This window comes from Povalibacter sp., assembly GCF_036735925.1.
Lineage (GTDB): Bacteria > Pseudomonadota > Gammaproteobacteria > Steroidobacterales > Steroidobacteraceae > Steroidobacter.
In genome coordinates, this window is the sequence record NZ_DAINNK010000032.1 from 32,597 (window position 1) to 52,117 (window position 19,521).

The following is a 19,521-nucleotide window of genomic DNA, read 5'->3' on the forward strand; positions in this document are numbered from 1 at the left end:
TCACGCTTCCTTGCAGGTCGCGAAAGTCCGCAGGATGAAGAGGCCGAGCGCGGTGAAGCCGATGCCGGTGCACGCGTTTATCGTCGCGCCGATGAGCATGCCGTGAGCCGCGCGCTCGCCCATCGCCGGCGCGATGTAGAACTGCGCGGCGAGCGACAGTCCGGTCGCTGTCGACAGCCCCGATACGCCGAGGAACAGCGTGACGAGCGCAAGGATCGACGCGTAGTCCCAGACCGGCGCCGGCCGGGTCGTGCCGGACAGGAAGCGCATGCTCAGCAGACCCAGCGTCGTGAGTCCGACGCCGCTGCTCAGGTTGATGAGCGCGCCGACCATCATTCCTGCGGCGTCGGCCGTCGATACCAGGAGGTGCGACGCGATCGACAACGCCGTGCCGACGCACAAGCCGCCGACCCCGACGACGAGATTGAACAGCGCAAACCACCTGCCGACGGGACGGCGGGGCGGAACGAGCATCTGCTCGATCAGGGCCGCATCGGCCAGCCGTCCGCTCGCAATGGCCTCACTGATCGTGCGCAACGCCAGCGTGCGCGAGCGATGTCGCAGCCAGCTGGGAATGACGATGACGATCGCGATGAATCCAAGGAACACGCTGGCAAGGGTGATGAGCTGGCTCATGGCCGATTCCTGACGGTGCAGTGCACGTGAGGACGAGATTCGGACTCGTATTGGATGCAGCCGTGCGAGAGTCTGTCAGCGGCTTTGCAGGTGCGGAGTCGCTCGCCTGTGTCGCCCGCGCCGGGGCCAGTGGCGAGATGGCAGGTGTCGCCGCGGGAGCGGCGTGTCTCGTCATGAACCAGGACAGTCCTTGTCGCGTCTCATTATTCCCCGGCCAGCCACTCGATCCGCACACTGCCGGTCTTGTCCGGCGACAGCAGTCGCAGCAGTTCATCGAGTGTTTCGCGCATCGCGATATCGAGCTGCCAGGGTGGATTCGCGATCAGCAGGCCGGAGCCGTTGAGACCGAGCGGCGAGTCCTCCGGCTTCAGGTGAAAATCGAGCAGCAGCAACTTCCGCAGACCGGACTGTTGCAGCGAGGCATGAAAGCGCCGGTATTCGCCGCTGGCCTTGATGGGATACCACACGGCGAACACGCCGTTGGGCCAGCGATCGAGGCCGAACCTGAGTGCCTTTTCGACGGCGGCGAATTCGTCTTCCGCTTCATAGGGCGGATCGATGAGCACGAGTCCGCGATTCTCTTTCGGCGGCAGATAGGTCTTGAGAGACGCATAACCGTCGCCGGTGATGACCGACATGCCGCGACGCCGCGGCAGGGATTTCTCCAGTGCGCGCGCTTCCATCGGCTGCTGTTCGACGAAGACGACGCGATCGGTGTCGCGAAGCACGCGCAGTGCGAGCAGGGGCGAGCCGGCGTACTGGCGGAATTGCCGGGTCGTTTTCTCCGATGCCTCGGACGCGATCTGCAGATAGGCGGCGAGATCGGCGTCGGCTGGACGGGCTTCGTGCAGCCGTCCTGCACCTTCGCGCCATTCGTTGCCCCGCGCGGCATCCTCCGAATGCAGGTCATACAGCCCGCGGCCCGCATGCGTGTCCAGAAAGAACAGCGGCGTCGGCTTGCGCGTCAGGCGGGCCAGGATGGCCAGCAGTACGACGTGCTTGTGTACATCGGCAAAGTTGCCGGCGTGAAAGGCGTGGCGATAATTCATGGAACGGGCCCACAGGCCCCAGGGTCTTAAATTGTGAGTCTCAACCGTTTCGGAGCCGGGAGATGATGAATGATGATCAGGACCATCGCCATCGCATTGCTCGCAATCGCCGGCTCGCCGGCCCTATCGGTCATGGCTGCTGAATCAGACGGCGCTGCGGCAGCAGAAGCGTCGGCCCTGGCCCGACAGACGCTGGCGGCCCATCTGAAGACAGCGGAGGGCGAACTGCAGGTCGATTCGGTGGAGCCGCGCACCTGGAACGATTCCAGCCTCGGCTGCGGCAAGCCCGGAACCATGGCGCTGCAGGTCATCACGGAGGGCTACGCGGTGACGCTGCAGGCGGCCGGTCGCACGTACCGCGTGCACGTCGCCGGCAAGAACGCCGTGGTGTGCGATCAGCCATTGCTGACGCGCAAGGAACAGAGCCGGCCCGCTCACGCGCGCGGCCTGGACGTGATGATCGAGAAGGCGCGCGCGGATCTGGCGATGCGTCTGCAGGCCGATCCGGCTGCCATCCGCCTGCAGGGCACGCGGCCGCAGCAGTGGCGCGACAACACGCTGGATTGTCCCCGGGCTGACGAAGCGGTGGTGGCGCAGCCCGTCAACGGATTCAAGCTTTTCCTGCGCTACCAGGGGCGCATCTATACCTATCACTCCGACCTGAGCGACGTACGCGCCTGTCCGCCGATCGAAAGCCAGTAGCGGCCGCTTCGATTCCTTCCGTCAGAAATGAAGAAGGGCCACCTTGCGGTGGCCCTTCGAGTCTGCGATCGGAAGACCGGTCGGATTACTTCCGGCCTTTCTTCTTCTCGACGTGCACCGACAGTGCCGGCTGCGCCAGCGAGATGTTGTTCTGCAGCAGCCACAGCGACGTGCCGGTCGGACCGCTCATTCCCACGTCGACGCTGTCGTTCGGGTCGATGCCGAACGAGTTCAGGTCGGGAACGATTTCCTTCGACAGATCCACCGTGCCGCGCTGCACGTCCTGATCGCCATTGCGTGCAGTCACCGTCAGCACGTAGCTGAACTTGTCGGGTACCAGGCCCGGGAACTGCGGCGACGACGCCAGCGTGAACGGCAGGGTGAGGACGCGGTCGTTGTAGTCCCACGTCACGATCGGTGCCCAGTCGATGAAGCCGCCGCCGGTCGCGTCGAACTGCAGCGTCGCGAACTCGCCCGGATCCTGATCGACATAGTCGGAGAGGTCGGTGCCTTCGAGATAGGCATCGGCGACGCCGTCATTGTCGGCATCGATCTCGAGCAGGAAGTTCAGGTTCGAGAGATGCTCGAACGGACGCTCCATGACGAAGCCGAGTTCCAGCACGCCGAGGCCGAGGTAGAAAGCCGGATTGGCGCGACGGAAGCCGACCGCAGCGATCGAGCCGTACGTCCTGTTCTGCCGTTCACCGCCGATCTTCGCCAGCGTGAAGGCTTCTGCCCAGCCCAGCGACGGACCGAAGTTGCGCAGCTTCACATCGGACAGGCCGTTGTCCGGCAGCACGAGCACGCTCGATGCCGGATCGACGACGGCGAGATAGCCGACGCGCAGCGAGTCCTTGCCATCGCTGAACACGCACCAGCCATCCACCTCCGTCTGGCTGACGACGGCGTCGTCGTACACGCCTTTCTTCCAGGCCGCTTTCGGGTCGAACTTGAACGTGATCTGCGCACTGGTCTTGCCCTTGGCATTCACGCTGACCGTGCTCGGGCATTTCACTTCGACGCCCGGATAGGTCTGGTTCGGCTCATGGGTCGCGCGGAACGTGCGACGTTTGCCGCTCAGATCCGTCAGCGTGACCTTCTCGCTTTCGAAGGCGGTGATGAGCGGATTGATGCGACCGAAAGAAACGCCGCCCGGCAAGGCATAACTCGTCAGCGACACGGCCTTGTCGACGCGGATCGAACCGACACCCTGGCGGGCGAGATCGGTGTCACCCGACGTATTCGCATCGACCGTGGAGTTCTGCAGCAACGCCTTGATCGCCGCCTGGTCCAGCTTCGGATGCTTCTGGCGCAGCAGCGCAGCGGCCCCCGCCGTGTGCGGCGATGCCATGGATGTGCCCTGGATGTTGAGGCTGCCCGTGCCGCTGCCCACGCCGGCCGAGACGATGGCCACGCCTGGCGCATTGAGGTCCGGCTTGAACGTCGAGCCGCCGCTGCCGGGGCCACGCGAGGAGAACGCAGCGATCTGGTCATCGTCGAGCGGATTGAGTGCGAGATCGATCGTTGCATTGACGTTGCTTGCCGCAGCCAGCGCAGCACCGTCTGCCTGCGTGATCATCACGCCGGGGATGGTGATGGTTGCGTCGAGACCGCCCATCACGATGGGATCGCCGGCCGCGTTGTTGTAGACGATGATCGCGCGCGCGCCCGCCTGCTGGGCCTGCGTGTACTTGGCGAGGAAGCCGCAGGTCCCAGGAAAACCTGTCGGCGCGCCACGAACGAACAGCGCGATGTTTCCTGCGAGCGCGGCGGCGTTGGTGAGCGGCAGACAGCCCTGGCGCGGTTCTGCCGGTACGACCTGTCCGGTGATGGGACCGGTACTTGCCAACGTCACAGGTCCTGCCCCTTCGACCGATGGTTTCACTCCGGCGACCGACGCCGGCGCCGTGACGTTCACGCGCGACGACAATCGTCCACCGGGAGTATTGGCTGCCGTCGAAATCGCCGATGAGGCGACGCCCGGTGCGCCCGTGACGTAAGGCGTGTTGCCTTCGTTGCCGGCAGACGTTGCGACGATGATGCCGACCTTCGCGGCATTGTTCGTCGAGATCGCCGACGGATCGTCCGGTTCGCCGAAGGGCGAACCGAGGCTCATGTTGATCACGTCGAGGTGATCGCTCATGTCGCCGTCGCCGTTCGGATCCATCGCCCATTCGATGGCGAGCGAGGTCAGGTCGGTGCTGCCGCCGGCATCGCCGAAGACCTTGAGCGCATAGAGTGCTGCGCCAGGCGCCACGCCCGCTCCGACGCTGCCTGCCACGCCGAGGCCGGCCGCGGTGCCGGCGACGTGCGTGCCGTGACCATTGCCGTCGAGCGGATCGCCGTCGGGTTGCGGCACGGAGGTGGGGATGTTCGCGTTGTAGGTCGGGCCGGCGAAGTCGTAGCCGCCCTTCACTTTCGCCGTCGGGAACGTGCCCGGCTCGACGATGCTCTTGTTGTTGCCGGCGTAGTCGGCCGGATTGCCGCTGCCGCCGAAATCGGCATGCGTGTAGTCGATGCCGGTGTCGATGATGCCGATCTTGACGCCTTCACCTTTGCCGAGCGCAGCCCAGACTGCCGGCGCGCCGATCCACGGCACGCTGTCGATGTTGTCGAGCGTGTGGATTTCGACGCGGCCCACCGAACGCACGCCGGGCAGCGAGCGCAGGCTGTCGAGTTCTGCAGGATCCACGTTGATGCGGATGCCGTTGGCGGCCACGCGCTGCGTGGAGAGGATCTCCGCGCCGTGGCTTGCGAGCACGGATCTCATCTGCACCTGCTGCTGCGATACGCGCTCGGCTTGTGCGCGCTGTGCCGCAGGCGATGCGAATGAGCCCTGCGTTTCGAGCGCCTGCGCGTTGAGTTCGGCGACGGCGGGCTGGTCGAGTTGCACGAAGACCTGCACGCGCTTGCGCGGCTGGTCGAGCGATTTGCCGTGCAGTTTGAGAGAGGGAGCAGCGCCGCGCGGCTTCGCTTCGCCGGCCGCCTGCGTCGCCAGGGGCACGACCGCGAGCGCTGTAGTCAACAGCGTGCCTGCGATCACCGATCGCAAGCCGGGTACAGAGTGATCCATTGGAAAATCCCCGAGGTTGTTATGGCGCCTGATGCGCTTTCGCCGGGGATGGGCTGTCGCTCGAGCGCACATCCAGTCCGCGTCGAAACTCGCACCTCCTTGCGTGCAGGCGACACTGCCCGAACGCAACGGGACGCGAGCCGCAGCAGATGGCCGCAGTGAACCTGCAACTGACGGGAACCCGATTGCGGCTCGCGCAATCGTCGCGACGGACGCTACTCCGCGTGTTGTGTGAATTCAATCACGCTATTGGGCAGTCGCAGAACGCGCGAACGACACGGCGACTCGCGCTGCTGCTTGTATACAGATGCTGCGAATCGCGCAGCGAGCGGTGAGTCAGACGGGAGTCGACGTGCTGCGGCTGTCGAGTTCGCGCAGCCAGTCGCGCGGGCGCAGGAATTCTTCGTAGAGACGCGCTTCGGGCGAACCGGACGCGGGATGCCAGTCGTATTCCCAGCGCGCGAGCGGCGGCATCGACATGAGGATGGATTCGGTACGTCCGCCGGACTGCAGGCCGAACGAAGTGCCGCGGTCGTATACCAGATTGAATTCGACATAACGGCCGCGGCGATACAACTGGAACTGACGCTCGCGTTCGCCCCACGACATCGCACTGCGTCGCGCAACGATCGGCAGGTAGGCGTCGAGGAAATGGTCGCCGACGCTGCGTTGATAGGCGAAGCAGCGCTCGAAGCCCCAGGCGTTGAGGTCGTCGAAGAACAGGCCGCCGACGCCGCGGGTTTCGTTGCGATGCTTGAGGAAGAAGTAGCGGTCGCACCAGTCCTTGTGTTCGCGATAGACGTCTGCGCCGAACGGTTCGCACGCACGCTGCGCGGTGCGATGCCAGTGCAGCACGTCCTCATCGAATGGATAGAACGGCGTGAGATCGAAACCGCCGCCGAACCACCAGGCAGACTGTGCGCCGCTGTCTGCATTGAAGAACCGCACATTGGCGTGGGTCGTCGGGATGTAGGGATTCGTCGGATGGATCACCAGCGAAACACCCATCGCTTCCCATGCGGCGCCGGCGAGCTCCGGTCGCTGTGCGGTGGCGGAGGGCGGCAGCTTCGCGCCTTTCACGTGCGAGAAGTTGACGCCGGCCTGTTCGAAGATGCCGCCATCGCGCAGCACGCGGCTGTCGCCGCCGCCGCCTTCGGCGCGCTGCCAGGTGTCGCTGCGGAAGCGCGCCCTGCCGTCGATCTGTTCGAGGCCCGCGCAGATGCGGTTCTGCAGCTCGCGCAGATAGGCGAGCACGGCGTCGACATTGGCAGGGCCCGTGGTCATCGTGCGTGAGCGTTACTTGCCCGGCTTCTTGCTCTTCGCCGATTTCGCCGGCGCTGCTTTCGCTTTTCTGGCCGGCGCTTTCTTCGTGGGTGCCTTTGCTGTCGCTGTCTTTTTCGCCGCAGGCTTGGTCGCCGTCTTCGCAGCAGCCTTCAGCGGTTTTTCCTTTGCCTCGGCCGCGGGTGCTGCCACCGTCTTGGCGGCAGCTTTCTTCATGCCGAAGCGGCCGCGGCGTACGGGTGCTGCTGCGAGCAGTTCCTTGCACTCGTCCAGCGTCAGCGTTTTCGGCTCGCGTTCCTTGGGGATCTTCGCGTTCTTCACGCGATCGGTGATGTACGGACCGTAGCGGCCGTTCAGCACCTGGATGCCCGCTTCCGGGAAATCGAGAATGATGCGGTTGGCGTCGAGCTCTTCCTTCGCCTGGATCAGTTCCATCGCGCGCGGCAGTTCGACCGTGTAGGGATCGTCGTCCTTGATCGAGGCGTACTTCTTGTCGCCGTACTGCACGTACGGCCCGAAGCGGCCGATGGCGACGCGGATCGGCTTGCCGTCCGGCATGTGACCGAGCGTGCGCGGCAGCTTGAAGAGTTCGAGCGCGTCGGCGAGGACGATGCTGTCCATGCGCTGGTGCGGACGCAGGCTGGCGAATTTGGGTTTCTCTTCGTCGTCCTTGGTGCCCATCTGCACGAACGGGCCGTACTTGCCATAGCGCACGGAAATGGGTTTGCCGGTTACCGGATCCTTGCCGAGTTCGCGCGCTTCGGAAACGTCTTCGCGCGTCACCGACTTGTCGACGAAGTCGACCTGGTGCTTGAAGTCCTTCCAGAACTTGTCGAGCACCGGCACCCACTGTTCTCTGCCGTCGGCAATTTCGTCGAGATCGTCTTCCATCTTGGCGGTGAAGCCATAGTTGACGTAGTGCTCGAAATTGCGAGTGAGGAATTTGTTGACGAGCTTGCCGAGATCGGTGGGGAAGAATCGCTTGTTGAGCAGTTCCGCGTACTTCTTGTTCGTCAGCGTCTGGATGATGCTGGCGTACGTCGACGGTCGGCCGATGCCGTACTCTTCCAGCGCCTTCACGAGGCTCGCTTCCGAGTAGCGCGGCGGCGGTTCGGTGAAGTGCTGTTCGGGGCGGACTTCCAGCAGCTTCAGCTCGTCGCCGACCTGCAGCGGCGGCAGGATGCGGTCGTTGTCGTCGTCCGCGACGTCGTCGAGCCCTTCCTTATATACAGCGATATAGCCGGGCTTCACGAGCGTCGAGCCATTGGCGCGCAGCACGGCCGCGGCGCCTTCGCGCTTGGCGCTCTTGCCGGGCACGAGATCGACCGCGACGGTGTCGTACACCGCCGGTTCCATCTGGCTGGCGACGGCGCGCTTCCAGATCAGGCTGTAGAGCTTGAGCTGTTCCGGGTCGATCTTGCCTTCGAGCCGTTCCGGCGTGATCGAGGCGGAGGTCGGACGAATCGCTTCGTGCGCTTCCTGCGCGTTCTTCGACTTGGTCTTGTAGACGCGCGGCGCCTCCGGCACCGAATCCCTGCCGTACATCTTCTCGATGACCTGGCGGATCTCAGTGATGGCCTCGTTGGCGAGGTTGACCGAGTCGGTACGCATATAAGTAATGAGACCGACGGCGCCTTCGCCGAAGTCGACGCCTTCATAGAGCTGCTGCGCGGTGCGCATGGTGCGCTGGGCGCCGAAGCCGAGCTTGCGCGCGGCTTCCTGTTGCAGCGTCGACGTGGTGAACGGCGGAGCGGGGTTGCGCTTGCGCTGCTTGCGGTCGATGGAGGCGACGCTGAGAAGACCGCCGGCCGCCTTCTCGATGCCGGCGCGCACGTCGTTCGCCTGCGCTTCGTTCGTGACGGTGAACTGCTCGACCTTCTCGCCGCCGTATTCGATCAGGCGCGACGGGACCGTCTGCGCTGCCTTCTGTGCGTCGGCGTCGATGGTCCAGTATTCGCGCGCGACGAACTTCGAGATCTCTTCCTCGCGTTCGCAGATCAGTCGCAGTGCCGGGCTCTGCACGCGGCCGGCGGACGCGCCGGGCAGACCGGCCTTCTTCCACAGCAGCGGCGACAGATTGAAGCCGACGAGATAGTCGAGCGCGCGCCGCGCCTGCTGTGCATTCACCAGATCCACGGAAATCTCGCGCGGCTGCTGGATGGCTTCGCGGATCGCGTTCTTGGTGATTTCGTAGAAGACGACGCGATGCACGTCCTTGCCGTCGAGCGCGTTGAAATCCTTCAGCAGTTCGGTGAGATGCCAGGAAATCGCCTCGCCCTCGCGATCGGGGTCGGTTGCGAGATAGAGAGCGCCGGCTTTTTTCAGTGCCCGTGCAATCGCCTGCACGTGCTTTTCGTTCTTTTCCAGGATCTGGTAACGCATCGCGAACTTGTGCTTCGGATCGACCGCACCTTCCTTCGGTACGAGATCGCGCACATGGCCATAGGACGCCAGTACCTCGAAGTTGTTGCCGAGATACTTCTTGATGGTCTTCGCCTTGGCAGGCGATTCGACGATGACGAGATTTTTCTGATCCATAAAAAAGAAAACCGCGGGGGTCCGCGGTGCATCAGCAATCGAATGTCACTTCGTTTCTCAATGCACCGCATCCAGCCGGTTGTCGAACACCAGGTCTTCCATCCGCAAGTAGGCACTCTCCTGCCCCGGCTGGCTGAACAGCACCATCAGCACCACCCATTTCACCTGCTCGATATCGATCTGTCGCGTGTCCAGCGCCAGCAGACGATCGATCACGAGTTCGCGCTGCGAGGCGTTCAGAATGCCGATGTTCTCCAGATACAGGATGTATCCGCGACATTCGGTATCGAGGCGCGCCTGTTCACGCGGATCGAACACGCGGATCGCGCGTGCCGTCGGCACGGAAACGACGCGTTGCGGATCGGCCGACAGCTGTTCGAGCCACTCGAGTGCCCGGTCGACTTCGCGTTCCGAAAATCCTGCTCGTTCCAGTTCGTCCTTGAGGGTGTCGCGGTCGGGTTCGGGAGCTGACTCGATATCGGCGTCGAAGTAATTCTCGAAAAGGTAAATAAGAATATCGAGAACGCTTTCCTTCATTTCACTGCCTTGGAGATACGCGGACGTAGAGACCGCCGGGGTGGGAGAGGACGTGACCCTCGAGTTCGAGGATCAGCAACATCGACGCCACCTCGTCGGCCCTGAGCCCGGTACGCACGACCAGAAGGTCCACGCCGGTCGGCTCGAAGCCGAGGGCATCTAACAGGATTTCATATCCTTTGTCCAATCGCGGCCCGGAATTGCCTGATATTTCAGGTTTTCTCCGCGATGACTCTTCCTGCGGCAAAAATGTCGGCATCTGCAGCAATCGTGCGAGCGGACGCAGTTCGTCGAAGATGTCCTCGGCGGTTTCCACCAGCTTCGCGCCCTGACGGATCAGGCGATGGCAGCCGCGAGCGAGCGGGTTGTGAATCGAGCCGGGAATCGCGAATACCTCGCGTCCCTGTTCCGATGCGAGCCGTGCAGTGATCAGCGATCCGCTCTGCACTGCAGCTTCCACGACCAGCGTGCCGAGGCTCAGGCCGCTGATGATGCGATTGCGCCGCGGAAAGTTCTGTTTGAAGGGTCGCGTGCCCAGGGGGAATTCGCTGACGAGCGCGCCCTGCGCGGCGATTTTTCCGGCGAGCGCCGCATTGCTGCGGGGATAGATGACATCGAGTCCGGTCCCGCAGACCGCGATCGTCTGCCCTTCGCCGGCGAGCGCGCCCCGATGGCTGGCCGTGTCGATCCCGATGGCCAGGCCGCTGGTGACGGTCAGCCCGCAGCGTACGAGATGCGCGGCGAAGCCGTGTGCCGTTTCGCTGCCGGCCGGCGTCGGATTGCGTGCGCCGACCATCGCGAGCTGGGGCATCGACAGCAGGCTCGCATCGCCTCGCACATACAGTGCGTAGGGCGCGTCGCTCAGTTCGGCGAGCAGGCGCGGATAGTGTTCCGATCCCCAGGTGACGAAATGACGATCGGACGGTTCGAGCCAGCACAGGTCGTTGTCGATCTCGCGTCGCGGAGGCGATCGCAGGTAGGCAATCAGCCTGTCGTCGATGCCGGCCTCGCGCAGCGAAGACGGCGGACTGGAAACGAGCGCGGCAGCAGAGCCGAACTGCTGCAGCAGCGGTCCGGCAGTGCCTGCGTGAAATGCGGGGGCTCGCGCCAGGGTCAGCGATGCGGTCAGCTCATCCATGAGCCGCAATCTAAAGCACCGATTCGGGTGTCAGCGGCGCTGTTAGCGGGGATCTTGTCGAGAAATGGAGATCGGCGACGGCATGTCGCCGATCTCGGGGAGCAGATTCAGGGATTCGCAGCGGAATCGCCTTCGCGAATTTCCTTCTGCGATTCCAGTACCAGCGCGTAGCTCATGCGCGGCGTGGTGTTGAACACCATGACCAGGCCGATGCGTTCGTCGGGAAGCTGCACTTTCTTGCCGCCGCCCATCACGCGGCTGTTGCCTGCACCGAGGCCGCCCTTGTTGAACTTGTCGCGCACGACCTCGCCGCGTTCCGACACCGCGAGGATGTGGCCGGGTTCGAGGCCGGCGGACGAACCGCGATTCAGTGCGACGAGCTGGTACTGACCCATCACCGTCGCTTCCTTCACGGCGATGACCGTGGCCTTCACGTCCGAAGACGGGGCGTGCGGCACGAAGTCATCCTTCACGTCCGTGGCTTCGGGGAAGAGCTTGTCGCCCTGCAATGCTTCGCGCACGGTTTCGGTCAGCACGAGCTTGGCGGGGTCGCCGGCGCGGGCGACCGGGCCGGAACCGACATAGATGCCGGTGTAGCCGAGCAGATCGTTGTTGTCCGGGTCGCGCAGCTTGCCGTCCACGTGAACGATGCTGTAGCGGGTGTCCACCGCTGCGTCGCCGATGCCGCGCGCGTAGATCTCATTACCTTCGCCGCCGATCATGTGCTCATCGCGCAGGGCGACGATGTAAGGCGCTTTTTCCACCTGGTCCTTGTCGAGCAGGACCGGACGCCCGGCGAACCCGGCAATGATTTCGTACGGAATCGAGGTCACCGCGCGGCTCAGCGGCTCGCGACGGACCTGCGGCGACAGGCGCTTGCTGCCGTCGCCGCGCTCGGCCACGGTCAGGCGCGGCTGGCCATCGATATAAATGAGTTTGAGAACGTCACCCGGATAGATGAGGTGCGGATTGGCGACCTGCGGATTCAGGTACCAGATTTCCGGCCAGTACCAGGGGTCGCGCAGGTACAGCTTGGAAATGTCCCAGAGCGTGTCGCCGCGTTTGACGACGTATTCGTCGGGGGCACTCGCGGCGAGCGGGATGTTGCTGCCCGTGGCGATGGTGCGGGTGGAATCCTGGGCCGAGGAGGTGAGGGGCACCGTGCCTGCCGCGAAGGTCAGACACGCCATCACGCCGAGCACCACCGCCGGACGAATTTGCGAAGTCGCAGTCTTCATGCGCCGAACACGCTCCATTGCCTTTGACCATCGATATCCCGTGCCTGCCGTTCCTGGCCTTATACTTCTGGCGGAACGACCGGTGCGTCGGGGGCTGCTGCGGCGCGTCAGGGACCGCCGCTACACGCCTGTTTGGGCTGTATTAAGTTCAACGTTCACTGAACTTTAGCAGCATCATTGCAACGAGTGCACAAACGGCCTTCAGCCCCGAGACGTGGTTCTCATTCCGGTTGAATCGACCCACCGGACCGCAGTCATCGGGTCCGGAGCATGATCGAGTGCAGGTAAACAGACATGGCATTACTTCCCATTCTTGAATTTCCGGATCCGCGCCTGCGGACCAGGGCCGAGCCGGTCAAGGAAGTCGATGCCGCCCTGCGCAAGCTCATCGATGACATGTTCGAAACCATGTATGCGGCGCCCGGTATCGGCCTGGCGGCGACGCAGGTCAATGTCCACAAGCGCCTGCTGGTGATCGACATCAGCGAGAAGCACAACGAGCCGCTGGCGCTGATCAATCCGGAGATCATCGCGCGCGATGGCGTCGAGGAAACCGAAGAAGGCTGCCTGTCGGTGCCCGGCATCTACGACAAGGTGCGCCGCGCCGAAAAGATCCGCGTACGCGCGCTCGATCGCAACGGCAAGCAGATCGAGCTCGATGCCGATGGCCTGCTCGCCGTGTGCATCCAGCACGAGATGGATCATCTCGACGGCAAACTGTTCGTCGACTATCTCTCCGATCTCAAGCGCACGCGCATCCGCAAGAAGCTGGAGAAGGAGCGTCGTGAGGCGCCCGCGCCGCGCGCCAAGGTCCCGGCGATCTGATCGGGCCGGTCCAGACGCTTGAAATCCCTGTCCATCGTTTTCGCCGGCACGCCGGATTTTTCGGTGCCGGCGCTCGACGCATTGGTGGCCTCGCGCCATCGGGTCGTCGCCGTCTATACGCAGCCGGATCGTCCGGCGGGTCGCGGTCAGCAGCTGGCGATGAGCGCAGTCAAACAATGCGCGCTGCGTCACGGGTTGCCGGTCGAACAGCCGCCGACCTTGCGCGATGCGGCTGCAGTCGAGCGCCTGAAGTCGTGGCAGCCGGATCTCATGGTCGTCGTCGCCTACGGCCTGATCTTGCCGGCGACCGTGCTGCAGATTCCGCTGCTCGGCTGTCTCAACATTCACGCCTCGCTGCTGCCGCGCTGGCGCGGCGCGGCGCCGATTCATCGCGCGCTGCAGGCCGGCGATGCGCAGACGGGCGTGACGATCATGCAGATGGATGCCGGGCTCGATACCGGGCCGATGCTGCTGGAGCGCGTGACGCCGATCGAGCCGACCGACACCGGTTCGACACTGCACGATCGCCTCGCACAGCTCGGTGCCGAAGCCCTGATCGCCGCGATCGACGGCCTTCAGGACGGCTCGATCGCGCCCCGACCGCAGCCCGAGACCGGCGCAACGTACGCCAGCAAGCTGCGCAAGGACGAAGCGCTGATCGACTGGCAGCGCACGAGCACCGAGATCGACCGGCAGATCCGCGCCTTCAATCCCTGGCCCGTGGCCGAGACACGCTGGAACGGCCAGCAGTTGCGCATCTGGCAGGCGAGCCCTTCCGCCGAAGCCGTCTCTGCCGCACCGGGCACCGTGATCGGCGGCGATGCGCACGGCATACGCGTCGCGACCGGTGATGGCGTCATCGCGCTCATGCGAATCCAGCTGGCCGGGCGTCGCGCCGTCAGCGCTGCTGAATTCATGAACGCGCATCGCATCACCGGCGCCGTGCTGACGTGAGCCGCTCCGCCGCCATCCGTGCGCGGGCCGCGCGCATCGTGGCGCAGGTTGCTTTTCACGGTCGTTCGCTCGATGCCGCGCTCGCCGCCGACGCGGCCGGCACGCCGCAGGAACGCGGACTGCTGCGCTCGCTCTGCTACGACAGCATCCGCTGGTATCTGCGTCTGGATGCGCTGCTCAAACGTCTGCTGACCCGGCCCGGGCAGACGCTCGATCCCGACCTGCACGCACTCGTCATCGTCGGCCTGGCGCAATTGCTCTACACGGACATTCCTGCGCACGCGGCGGTCGATGAAACCGTCAACGCCGTGCGCAATCTGCGCCAGCCGCGTGCGGCCGGACTCGTCAACGCCATCCTGCGTCGCTGCCAGCGCGAAGGCGCGAAGCTCGGCGAGCAGATCGATCGCGATCCCGCCGTGCGTACGGCACATCCGGCATGGCTGGTGAGTGCGCTCGAACAGGACTGGCCGGATCGCGCGCCGTCGATCCTCGCCGCCAACAACGAACGTCCACCGTTCTGGTTGCGCGTCAATCGCCGCCGAATCGCGGGCAGCGACTATCGACGGCAGCTGGAAGCGTCGGGACACGAGATCGCCGCGAGCCTGTTCGACGATCACGCCCTGCGGCTGGCGCGTGCCATCGATGTGCACGAGTTGCCCGGATTCGCGGCAGGGCTGGTGTCCGTGCAGGACGCCGCGGCGCAGCTCGCCGCCTTCCTGCTCGATCCGGAGGCGGGTCATCGGGTTCTCGATGCGTGCGCCGCGCCGGGCGGCAAGACCTGTCACCTGCTCGAGCTGCAGCCGCGAGTGGCGGAACTCATCGCCATCGATGTGTCCAAGGAAAGGCTGACGCGCGTCGACGACAACCTGCGGCGCCTGCAACTGTCTGCAACGGTATTCGCCGCCGATGCGGCCGAGCCGGCGCAATGGTGGGACGGCCAGCCGTTCGACCGCATCCTGCTCGACGTGCCGTGCTCCGCGACCGGCGTCATTCGGCGACATGCGGACATCAAGCTGTTGCGGCGTGCGGAAGACATCCCCGTGCTGGTGCAACGGCAGAAGGAACTGCTGGCGCGAGCCTGGCCGATGCTGCGTCCGGGCGGACGGCTGCTGTATGCGAGTTGTTCCGTTCTCAAGGCCGAGACGCGCGACGTGGTGGGAGACTTTCTCGACCGCACCCCGGATGCGCGCGACACGACGCAGCACCGGTTGCCGACATTGCCCGCGGACGTGACGGCAGGAATGCGGTCCGACGGCCCCGGGCAGGCCATCCTTACCGGGACAGCCGGCATGGATGGCTTTTATTATGCGTGCCTGGAGAAGCAGGCAGGATGAGGGTTCGTTGCGAGCGATCGGTCCACAAGTGGCTCGGCGGGGAGGCGCGAATGCAGCCATGCGCTGCACGCTGTGGTTCCTCGTCTGCGCGCTGTGGTCCGTTGTGGCGTGGTCGCAGCAGCAGCGCTTCGAGATCCGCTCGGCCTATGTCGAACGCACCGAAGGTGTCTATCAGCTCAATGCCACGCTGGTTTTCGAGCTGCCGGACGGCGCGCGCGAGGCGATCCGCGAAGGCTCGCCGCTCACGCTCGATCTGGACATCGTGCTGCATCGATCGCGCCGTCTGTGGCTCGACGAGAGCGTCGCCTCGCTGGAACAGCACTACGAAGTCAGTTTCCACGCGCTGAGCGAGCGCTACCTGGTCCGCAATCTCAACAGCGGCGAGCAGTCTTCGTTCCCGACACTCGACGCCGCGCTCGATTCGCTGCGCGTCATTTCCAATCTGCCGATTCTCGATCAGTCGCTGGTCGTGCCGGATTCGCGCCATGAAATCAGTCTGCGCGCGCATCTCGACGTACGCACCATGCCCGATGCGCTGCGGTTCATCGTGTTCTGGGCCAATGACTGGCGCCAGAGCACCGAGTGGTACACATGGTCGCCGCAGATCTGAAACGCATCATCGTCACGGTCCTGGTGCTGATCGGCTCCGGACTGTGGCTGGCTGCGTTGTTGATGATGGCCCAGACGGTGCAGCAGTCGGCGAATTTCAGCGACCTGCATCCCATCATCCTCGGCGTCAACGTCGCCGGCCTGATCGTGCTGCTGGTCCTCATCGGCGGACGACTCACCCAGCTCATGCGCGACTGGCGCAAGCGCGTCGTCGGTTCGCGGTTGGAAGCGCGCATGGTGTGGATGTCGGCGACGCTGGCGCTGGTGCCGCTGCTGCTGGTGTTCTACTTCTCCGTCGTGTTCCTGAATCGCGGCATCGACAGCTGGTTCCATGTCGAGATCCGCGCCGGCCTCGAAGACGCGCTGACGCTGTCGCGCGCCGCGCTGGATCTGCGCATGCGCGAGGATCTGGATCGCACGCGCGCGATTGCGGATGAACTGTCGCATCACGCCGATGACCCGGTGCGTGTGCTCGACGAACTGCGTCGCGCCAACGAAGCGATCGATGTCACGCTGCTCGGCAGCAACAATCGCATCGTCGCCGCGAGTTCGGATCGCATCGCGGAGATTCCGGCGGCGCCGAGCGACGAACTGGTGATGCAGGTGCGGCAGGGCCGCCAGTACGTGACGCTGGATCCGCTGGCCGGCGGCGGCTACGTCGTGCGCACCGCGGCACAAGTGCCGCGCACGCAGCCGGGCGAGGAAGTCCGCATGGTGCTCGCGACCTTCGCGATCGAACGGCGTCTCGGCGAGCTGGCCGACACGGTCGAATCCGCCTATCAGCGCTATGGCGAAAAGGCACGCCTGCGCGAACCGCTGAAAGACAGCTTCACCCTCACGCTCACCCTCGTGCTGTTGCTGTCGTTGTTCGCCGCGCTCTACGGCGCGTTCTGGTCGGCGCGTCGGCTGGTGCGACCGATCCAGGATCTCGTGGCGGGAACGCGCGCGGTGGCGAAAGGCGATCTGGACATGCGCCTGCCGCTCACCTCGCACGACGAGATGGGCATTCTCGTTCACTCGTTCAATGACATGACGAAGCGTCTCGCGCGCAGTCGCGAGGAAGCGCGTCGCAGCCAGCAGGCGGTGGAAGCGGAACGCACGAATCTCGCCGTGATCCTGGCGCGCCTGTCGACCGGCGTCATTTCGCTCGAACCGGACCGGACGATTCGCACCGTGAACCAGGCTGCCGCCGCGATCCTCAATGCCGACATCGAAAGCAGTGTCGGCAAACCGCTGGCAGCCGCGGCCACGGATGCGAACAGCGCCCTGTTCTCGCAGTTCGAGACCGCCTGCAGCGCACATCTCGATTCGGGCGAGACGGAATGGCGCGAGCAGCTCGTGCTGCAGGGAGAGACGAGCCGTCGCGTGCTCATGTGCGCCTGCACGACCTTGTCCGGCGAGGATCGCAGTCCCGGCGGCTATGTGATCGTGTTCGATGACATCACGGCGCTGCTGCAGGCGCAGCGCGATGCCGCCTGGGGCGAGGTGGCACGCCGGCTGGCGCACGAGATCAAGAATCCGCTGACGCCCATTCAGCTGTCGGCGGAGCGCATGCGGCGTAAATTGCTCGGATCGATGGATGAGGCGCAGGCGCAGGTGCTGGATCGCGCCACCCACACCATCGTCCAGCAGGTCGAGGCCATGAAGGAAATGGTCAATGCCTTCAGCGAATATGCGCGTGCGCCGGAAATGGATGTGTCACGATTCGATCTGAATCAGCTCATCACCGAAGTGGCCGAACTGTACCGCGCGCAGGGGCCGAGGCATCAGCCGAAGCTCGATCTGGCGAGCGGACCGCTGGAGATCGAAGCTGACCGGGGCCGGATGCGCCAGATCCTCCACAACCTGCTGGCCAATGCCATCGAGGCGCTGGAGGGGTCGGCCGATCCGGCGCTGCGTATCGAGACCCATCGGATCGAGACATGCAGGACAGAGAATCAGGGTGACAATGGCTCCGGGGATCCCGTGGCGAGTACGGCGGAAATCATTGTCGAGGATAATGGGCCGGGGTTCAGGCCGGACGTCATCGGCCAGGTCTTCGACCCCTACGTCACCACGAAGCCGAAGGGCACCGGGCTGGGGCTTGCAATCGTGAAGAAAATCGTCGAAGAACACGGCGGAAAAATCGAAGCGGACAACGTCCGTACCGGCGGAGCCCGGGTGCGGATCGAACTGCCGCTGAGCGCGACTTCCCGGACCGGCGCTCCGATCCGTGAAAGACGTACGGGGCCGAGGAGGGAACGTGCATGAGTGCTGCGCGCATTCTGGTCGTCGATGACGAATCCGAGATTCGCGGACTGCTGAAGGAAATCCTCGCGGACGAGGGTTACGAGGTCGACGTCGCCGCCGACGCTGCGGAAGCACGCACGCGTCGCGCCCAGCACGATCCGGACCTGGTGCTGCTCGACATCTGGATGCCGGACATGGACGGCATTACGCTGCTGCGCGAATGGTCGCAGACCAACGGCGCCAACTGCCCTGTGGTCATGATGTCCGGGCACGGCACGGTCGAGACTGCAGTCGAAGCGACCCGGCTCGGCGCCTTCGACTTCGTCGAAAAGCCGCTGTCGCTCGCCAAGCTCCTGCGCACCGTCGAACGCGCGCTCGATTCGGGCCGCAATCGCCGTCAGGCGGGACGCACGCTGGTGCCGGCACTGATCGCGCCGGTCGGCAAGAGCCGGGCGATGCATGCGCTGCGCGAACAGGTACAGCAGGTTGCGCCCCACGATACGCCGGTGCTCATCGTCGGCGAGTCGGGCACGGGTCGCGAGGCCTTCGCCCGCTACATTCATTCGATCAGTCCGCGTTCCAGCGGTCCGTTCGTGCAGCTCGTGGCGACCGGCATGACGGACGACGGCGCGGCCGCAGCGCTGCATGGCACCGAAGATCGCGAAGGCGTCCATGCCGGCCTCCTGGAACAGGCCGCCGGCGGCGTGCTGTTCATCAATGGCCTGGAAGATCTGCCGCAGAAGGCGCAGGGCCTGCTGGTCGCTGCGCTGGAAACGCAGAGCGTCACACGCGTCGGCGGTGCTGCACCGGTAAAGCTCAATCTGCGCGTCATCAGCTCCGCGACGCCGCGCATGCTCAACGGCGAATCGGGCGCGACCCTCCGCCCCGAACTGCTCTCGCGCCTCAACGTCATCACCCTGAACGTGCCGCCGCTGCGCGACTACGCGCAGGACGTGCCGGACCTGCTGCGCTACTACGTCGATCGCCTCGTCGACGAAGAACGCCTGCCGTTCCGCCGCTTCGGCGTCGCCGCCCAGAACCGCCTGCGCAACTACCCCTGGCCGGGCAATGTGCGCGAACTCAAGAACCTGGTGCAGCGACTGCTGATCCTCGGCGGCGAAGAAGAAATCCGCCTCGAAGAAATCGAACGCGAACTCGCCTCGCAGGCCCCGACCACCGAACCGCTGGTGAAGCAGGACCTATTGGCCCTGCCGCTGCGCGAAGCGCGCGAACACTTCGAACGCGCCTACCTGCAGCAGCAGTTGATCCTGTGCAACGGCAAGGTCGGCCAGCTCGCCAAACGCGTCGGCATGGAACGCACGCACCTGTATCGCAAGCTGCGCTCGCTCGGGGTGGATTTCAGGCAGCTGGCGGAAGA

15 protein-coding genes are annotated in these 19,521 nt (G+C 64.8%); 7 read left to right on the plus strand and 8 right to left on the minus strand.

Annotation, left to right across the window (positions count from 1 at the left end):
- Complete coding sequence (locus V7D81_RS11560) at positions 1–636, minus strand: hypothetical protein (protein WP_324316674.1); 636 nt, start codon at positions 634–636, stop codon at positions 1–3.
- 203 nt (positions 637–839) lie between these two features.
- Complete coding sequence (locus tag V7D81_RS11565) at positions 840–1,685, minus strand: 23S rRNA (adenine(2030)-N(6))-methyltransferase RlmJ (protein WP_324316675.1); 846 nt, start codon at positions 1,683–1,685, stop codon at positions 840–842.
- A 69-nt stretch (positions 1,686–1,754) separates the two neighbouring features.
- Here V7D81_RS11565 and V7D81_RS11570 point away from each other — a divergent pair, with 69 nt between their 5' ends.
- A complete protein-coding gene (locus tag V7D81_RS11570) occupies positions 1,755–2,387 on the plus strand; it encodes a hypothetical protein (protein WP_324316676.1) in 633 nt (210 codons plus the stop codon).
- An 85-nt stretch (positions 2,388–2,472) separates the two neighbouring features.
- Here V7D81_RS11570 and V7D81_RS11575 read toward each other — a convergent pair whose 3' ends face one another.
- From V7D81_RS11575 to V7D81_RS11600, 6 genes are all read right to left on the minus strand, one after another.
- On the minus strand, positions 2,473–5,460 hold the full coding sequence (locus V7D81_RS11575; RefSeq protein WP_324316677.1) for a S8 family peptidase: 2,988 nt from the start codon (positions 5,458–5,460) through the stop codon (positions 2,473–2,475).
- 336 nt (positions 5,461–5,796) lie between these two features.
- Complete coding sequence (gene hemF / locus V7D81_RS11580) at positions 5,797–6,744, minus strand: oxygen-dependent coproporphyrinogen oxidase (protein WP_324316678.1); 948 nt, start codon at positions 6,742–6,744, stop codon at positions 5,797–5,799.
- A 12-nt stretch (positions 6,745–6,756) separates the two neighbouring features.
- Entirely contained in the window at positions 6,757–9,279 is a 2,523-nt protein-coding gene (locus V7D81_RS11585) for a DNA topoisomerase I (protein WP_324316679.1), read from the minus strand.
- Between the two features lie 57 nt (positions 9,280–9,336).
- The gene (locus tag V7D81_RS11590; RefSeq protein WP_324316680.1) at positions 9,337–9,816 is read right to left on the minus strand and encodes a DUF494 family protein; all 480 of its coding nucleotides are present in this window, start codon (positions 9,814–9,816) and stop codon (positions 9,337–9,339) included.
- A 1-nt stretch (position 9,817) separates the two neighbouring features.
- A complete protein-coding gene (gene dprA / locus V7D81_RS11595) occupies positions 9,818–10,954 on the minus strand; it encodes a DNA-processing protein DprA (protein ID WP_324316681.1) in 1,137 nt (378 codons plus the stop codon).
- Positions 10,955–11,061: 107 nt separating this feature from the next.
- The gene (locus tag V7D81_RS11600; RefSeq protein WP_324316682.1) at positions 11,062–12,192 is read right to left on the minus strand and encodes a LysM peptidoglycan-binding domain-containing protein; all 1,131 of its coding nucleotides are present in this window, start codon (positions 12,190–12,192) and stop codon (positions 11,062–11,064) included.
- Positions 12,193–12,486: 294 nt separating this feature from the next.
- Here V7D81_RS11600 and def point away from each other — a divergent pair, with 294 nt between their 5' ends.
- The 6 genes from def to V7D81_RS11630 all read left to right on the plus strand — a co-directional run.
- Complete coding sequence (gene def, locus V7D81_RS11605; RefSeq protein ID WP_324316683.1) at positions 12,487–13,017, plus strand: peptide deformylase; 531 nt, start codon at positions 12,487–12,489, stop codon at positions 13,015–13,017.
- Between the two features lie 18 nt (positions 13,018–13,035).
- Positions 13,036–13,971: a methionyl-tRNA formyltransferase gene (gene fmt, locus V7D81_RS11610; protein WP_349257648.1), complete on the plus strand. Its 936-nt coding sequence runs from the start codon at positions 13,036–13,038 to the stop codon at positions 13,969–13,971.
- Positions 13,968–15,305 carry a 16S rRNA (cytosine(967)-C(5))-methyltransferase RsmB gene (gene rsmB / locus V7D81_RS11615; protein WP_324316684.1) on the plus strand — a complete coding sequence of 446 codons (1,338 nt, stop codon included), beginning with the start codon at positions 13,968–13,970 and terminating at the stop codon, positions 15,303–15,305. Before fmt ends, rsmB begins: the two co-directional genes overlap by 4 nt.
- Positions 15,306–15,363: 58 nt before the next feature.
- Entirely contained in the window at positions 15,364–15,915 is a 552-nt protein-coding gene (locus tag V7D81_RS11620) for a DUF4390 domain-containing protein (RefSeq protein WP_324316685.1), read from the plus strand.
- Positions 15,897–18,164 (plus strand): ATP-binding protein, encoded by a 2,268-nt coding sequence (locus V7D81_RS11625; RefSeq protein ID WP_324316686.1) that lies wholly within the window; start codon positions 15,897–15,899, stop codon positions 18,162–18,164. The genes V7D81_RS11620 and V7D81_RS11625 overlap by 19 nt, the downstream gene beginning before the upstream one ends.
- Positions 18,161–19,521, plus strand: a 1,361-nt coding sequence (locus tag V7D81_RS11630) for a sigma-54-dependent transcriptional regulator (RefSeq protein ID WP_324316687.1), incomplete at its 3' end; no start/stop codon positions are given. The genes V7D81_RS11625 and V7D81_RS11630, both read left to right, overlap by 4 nt.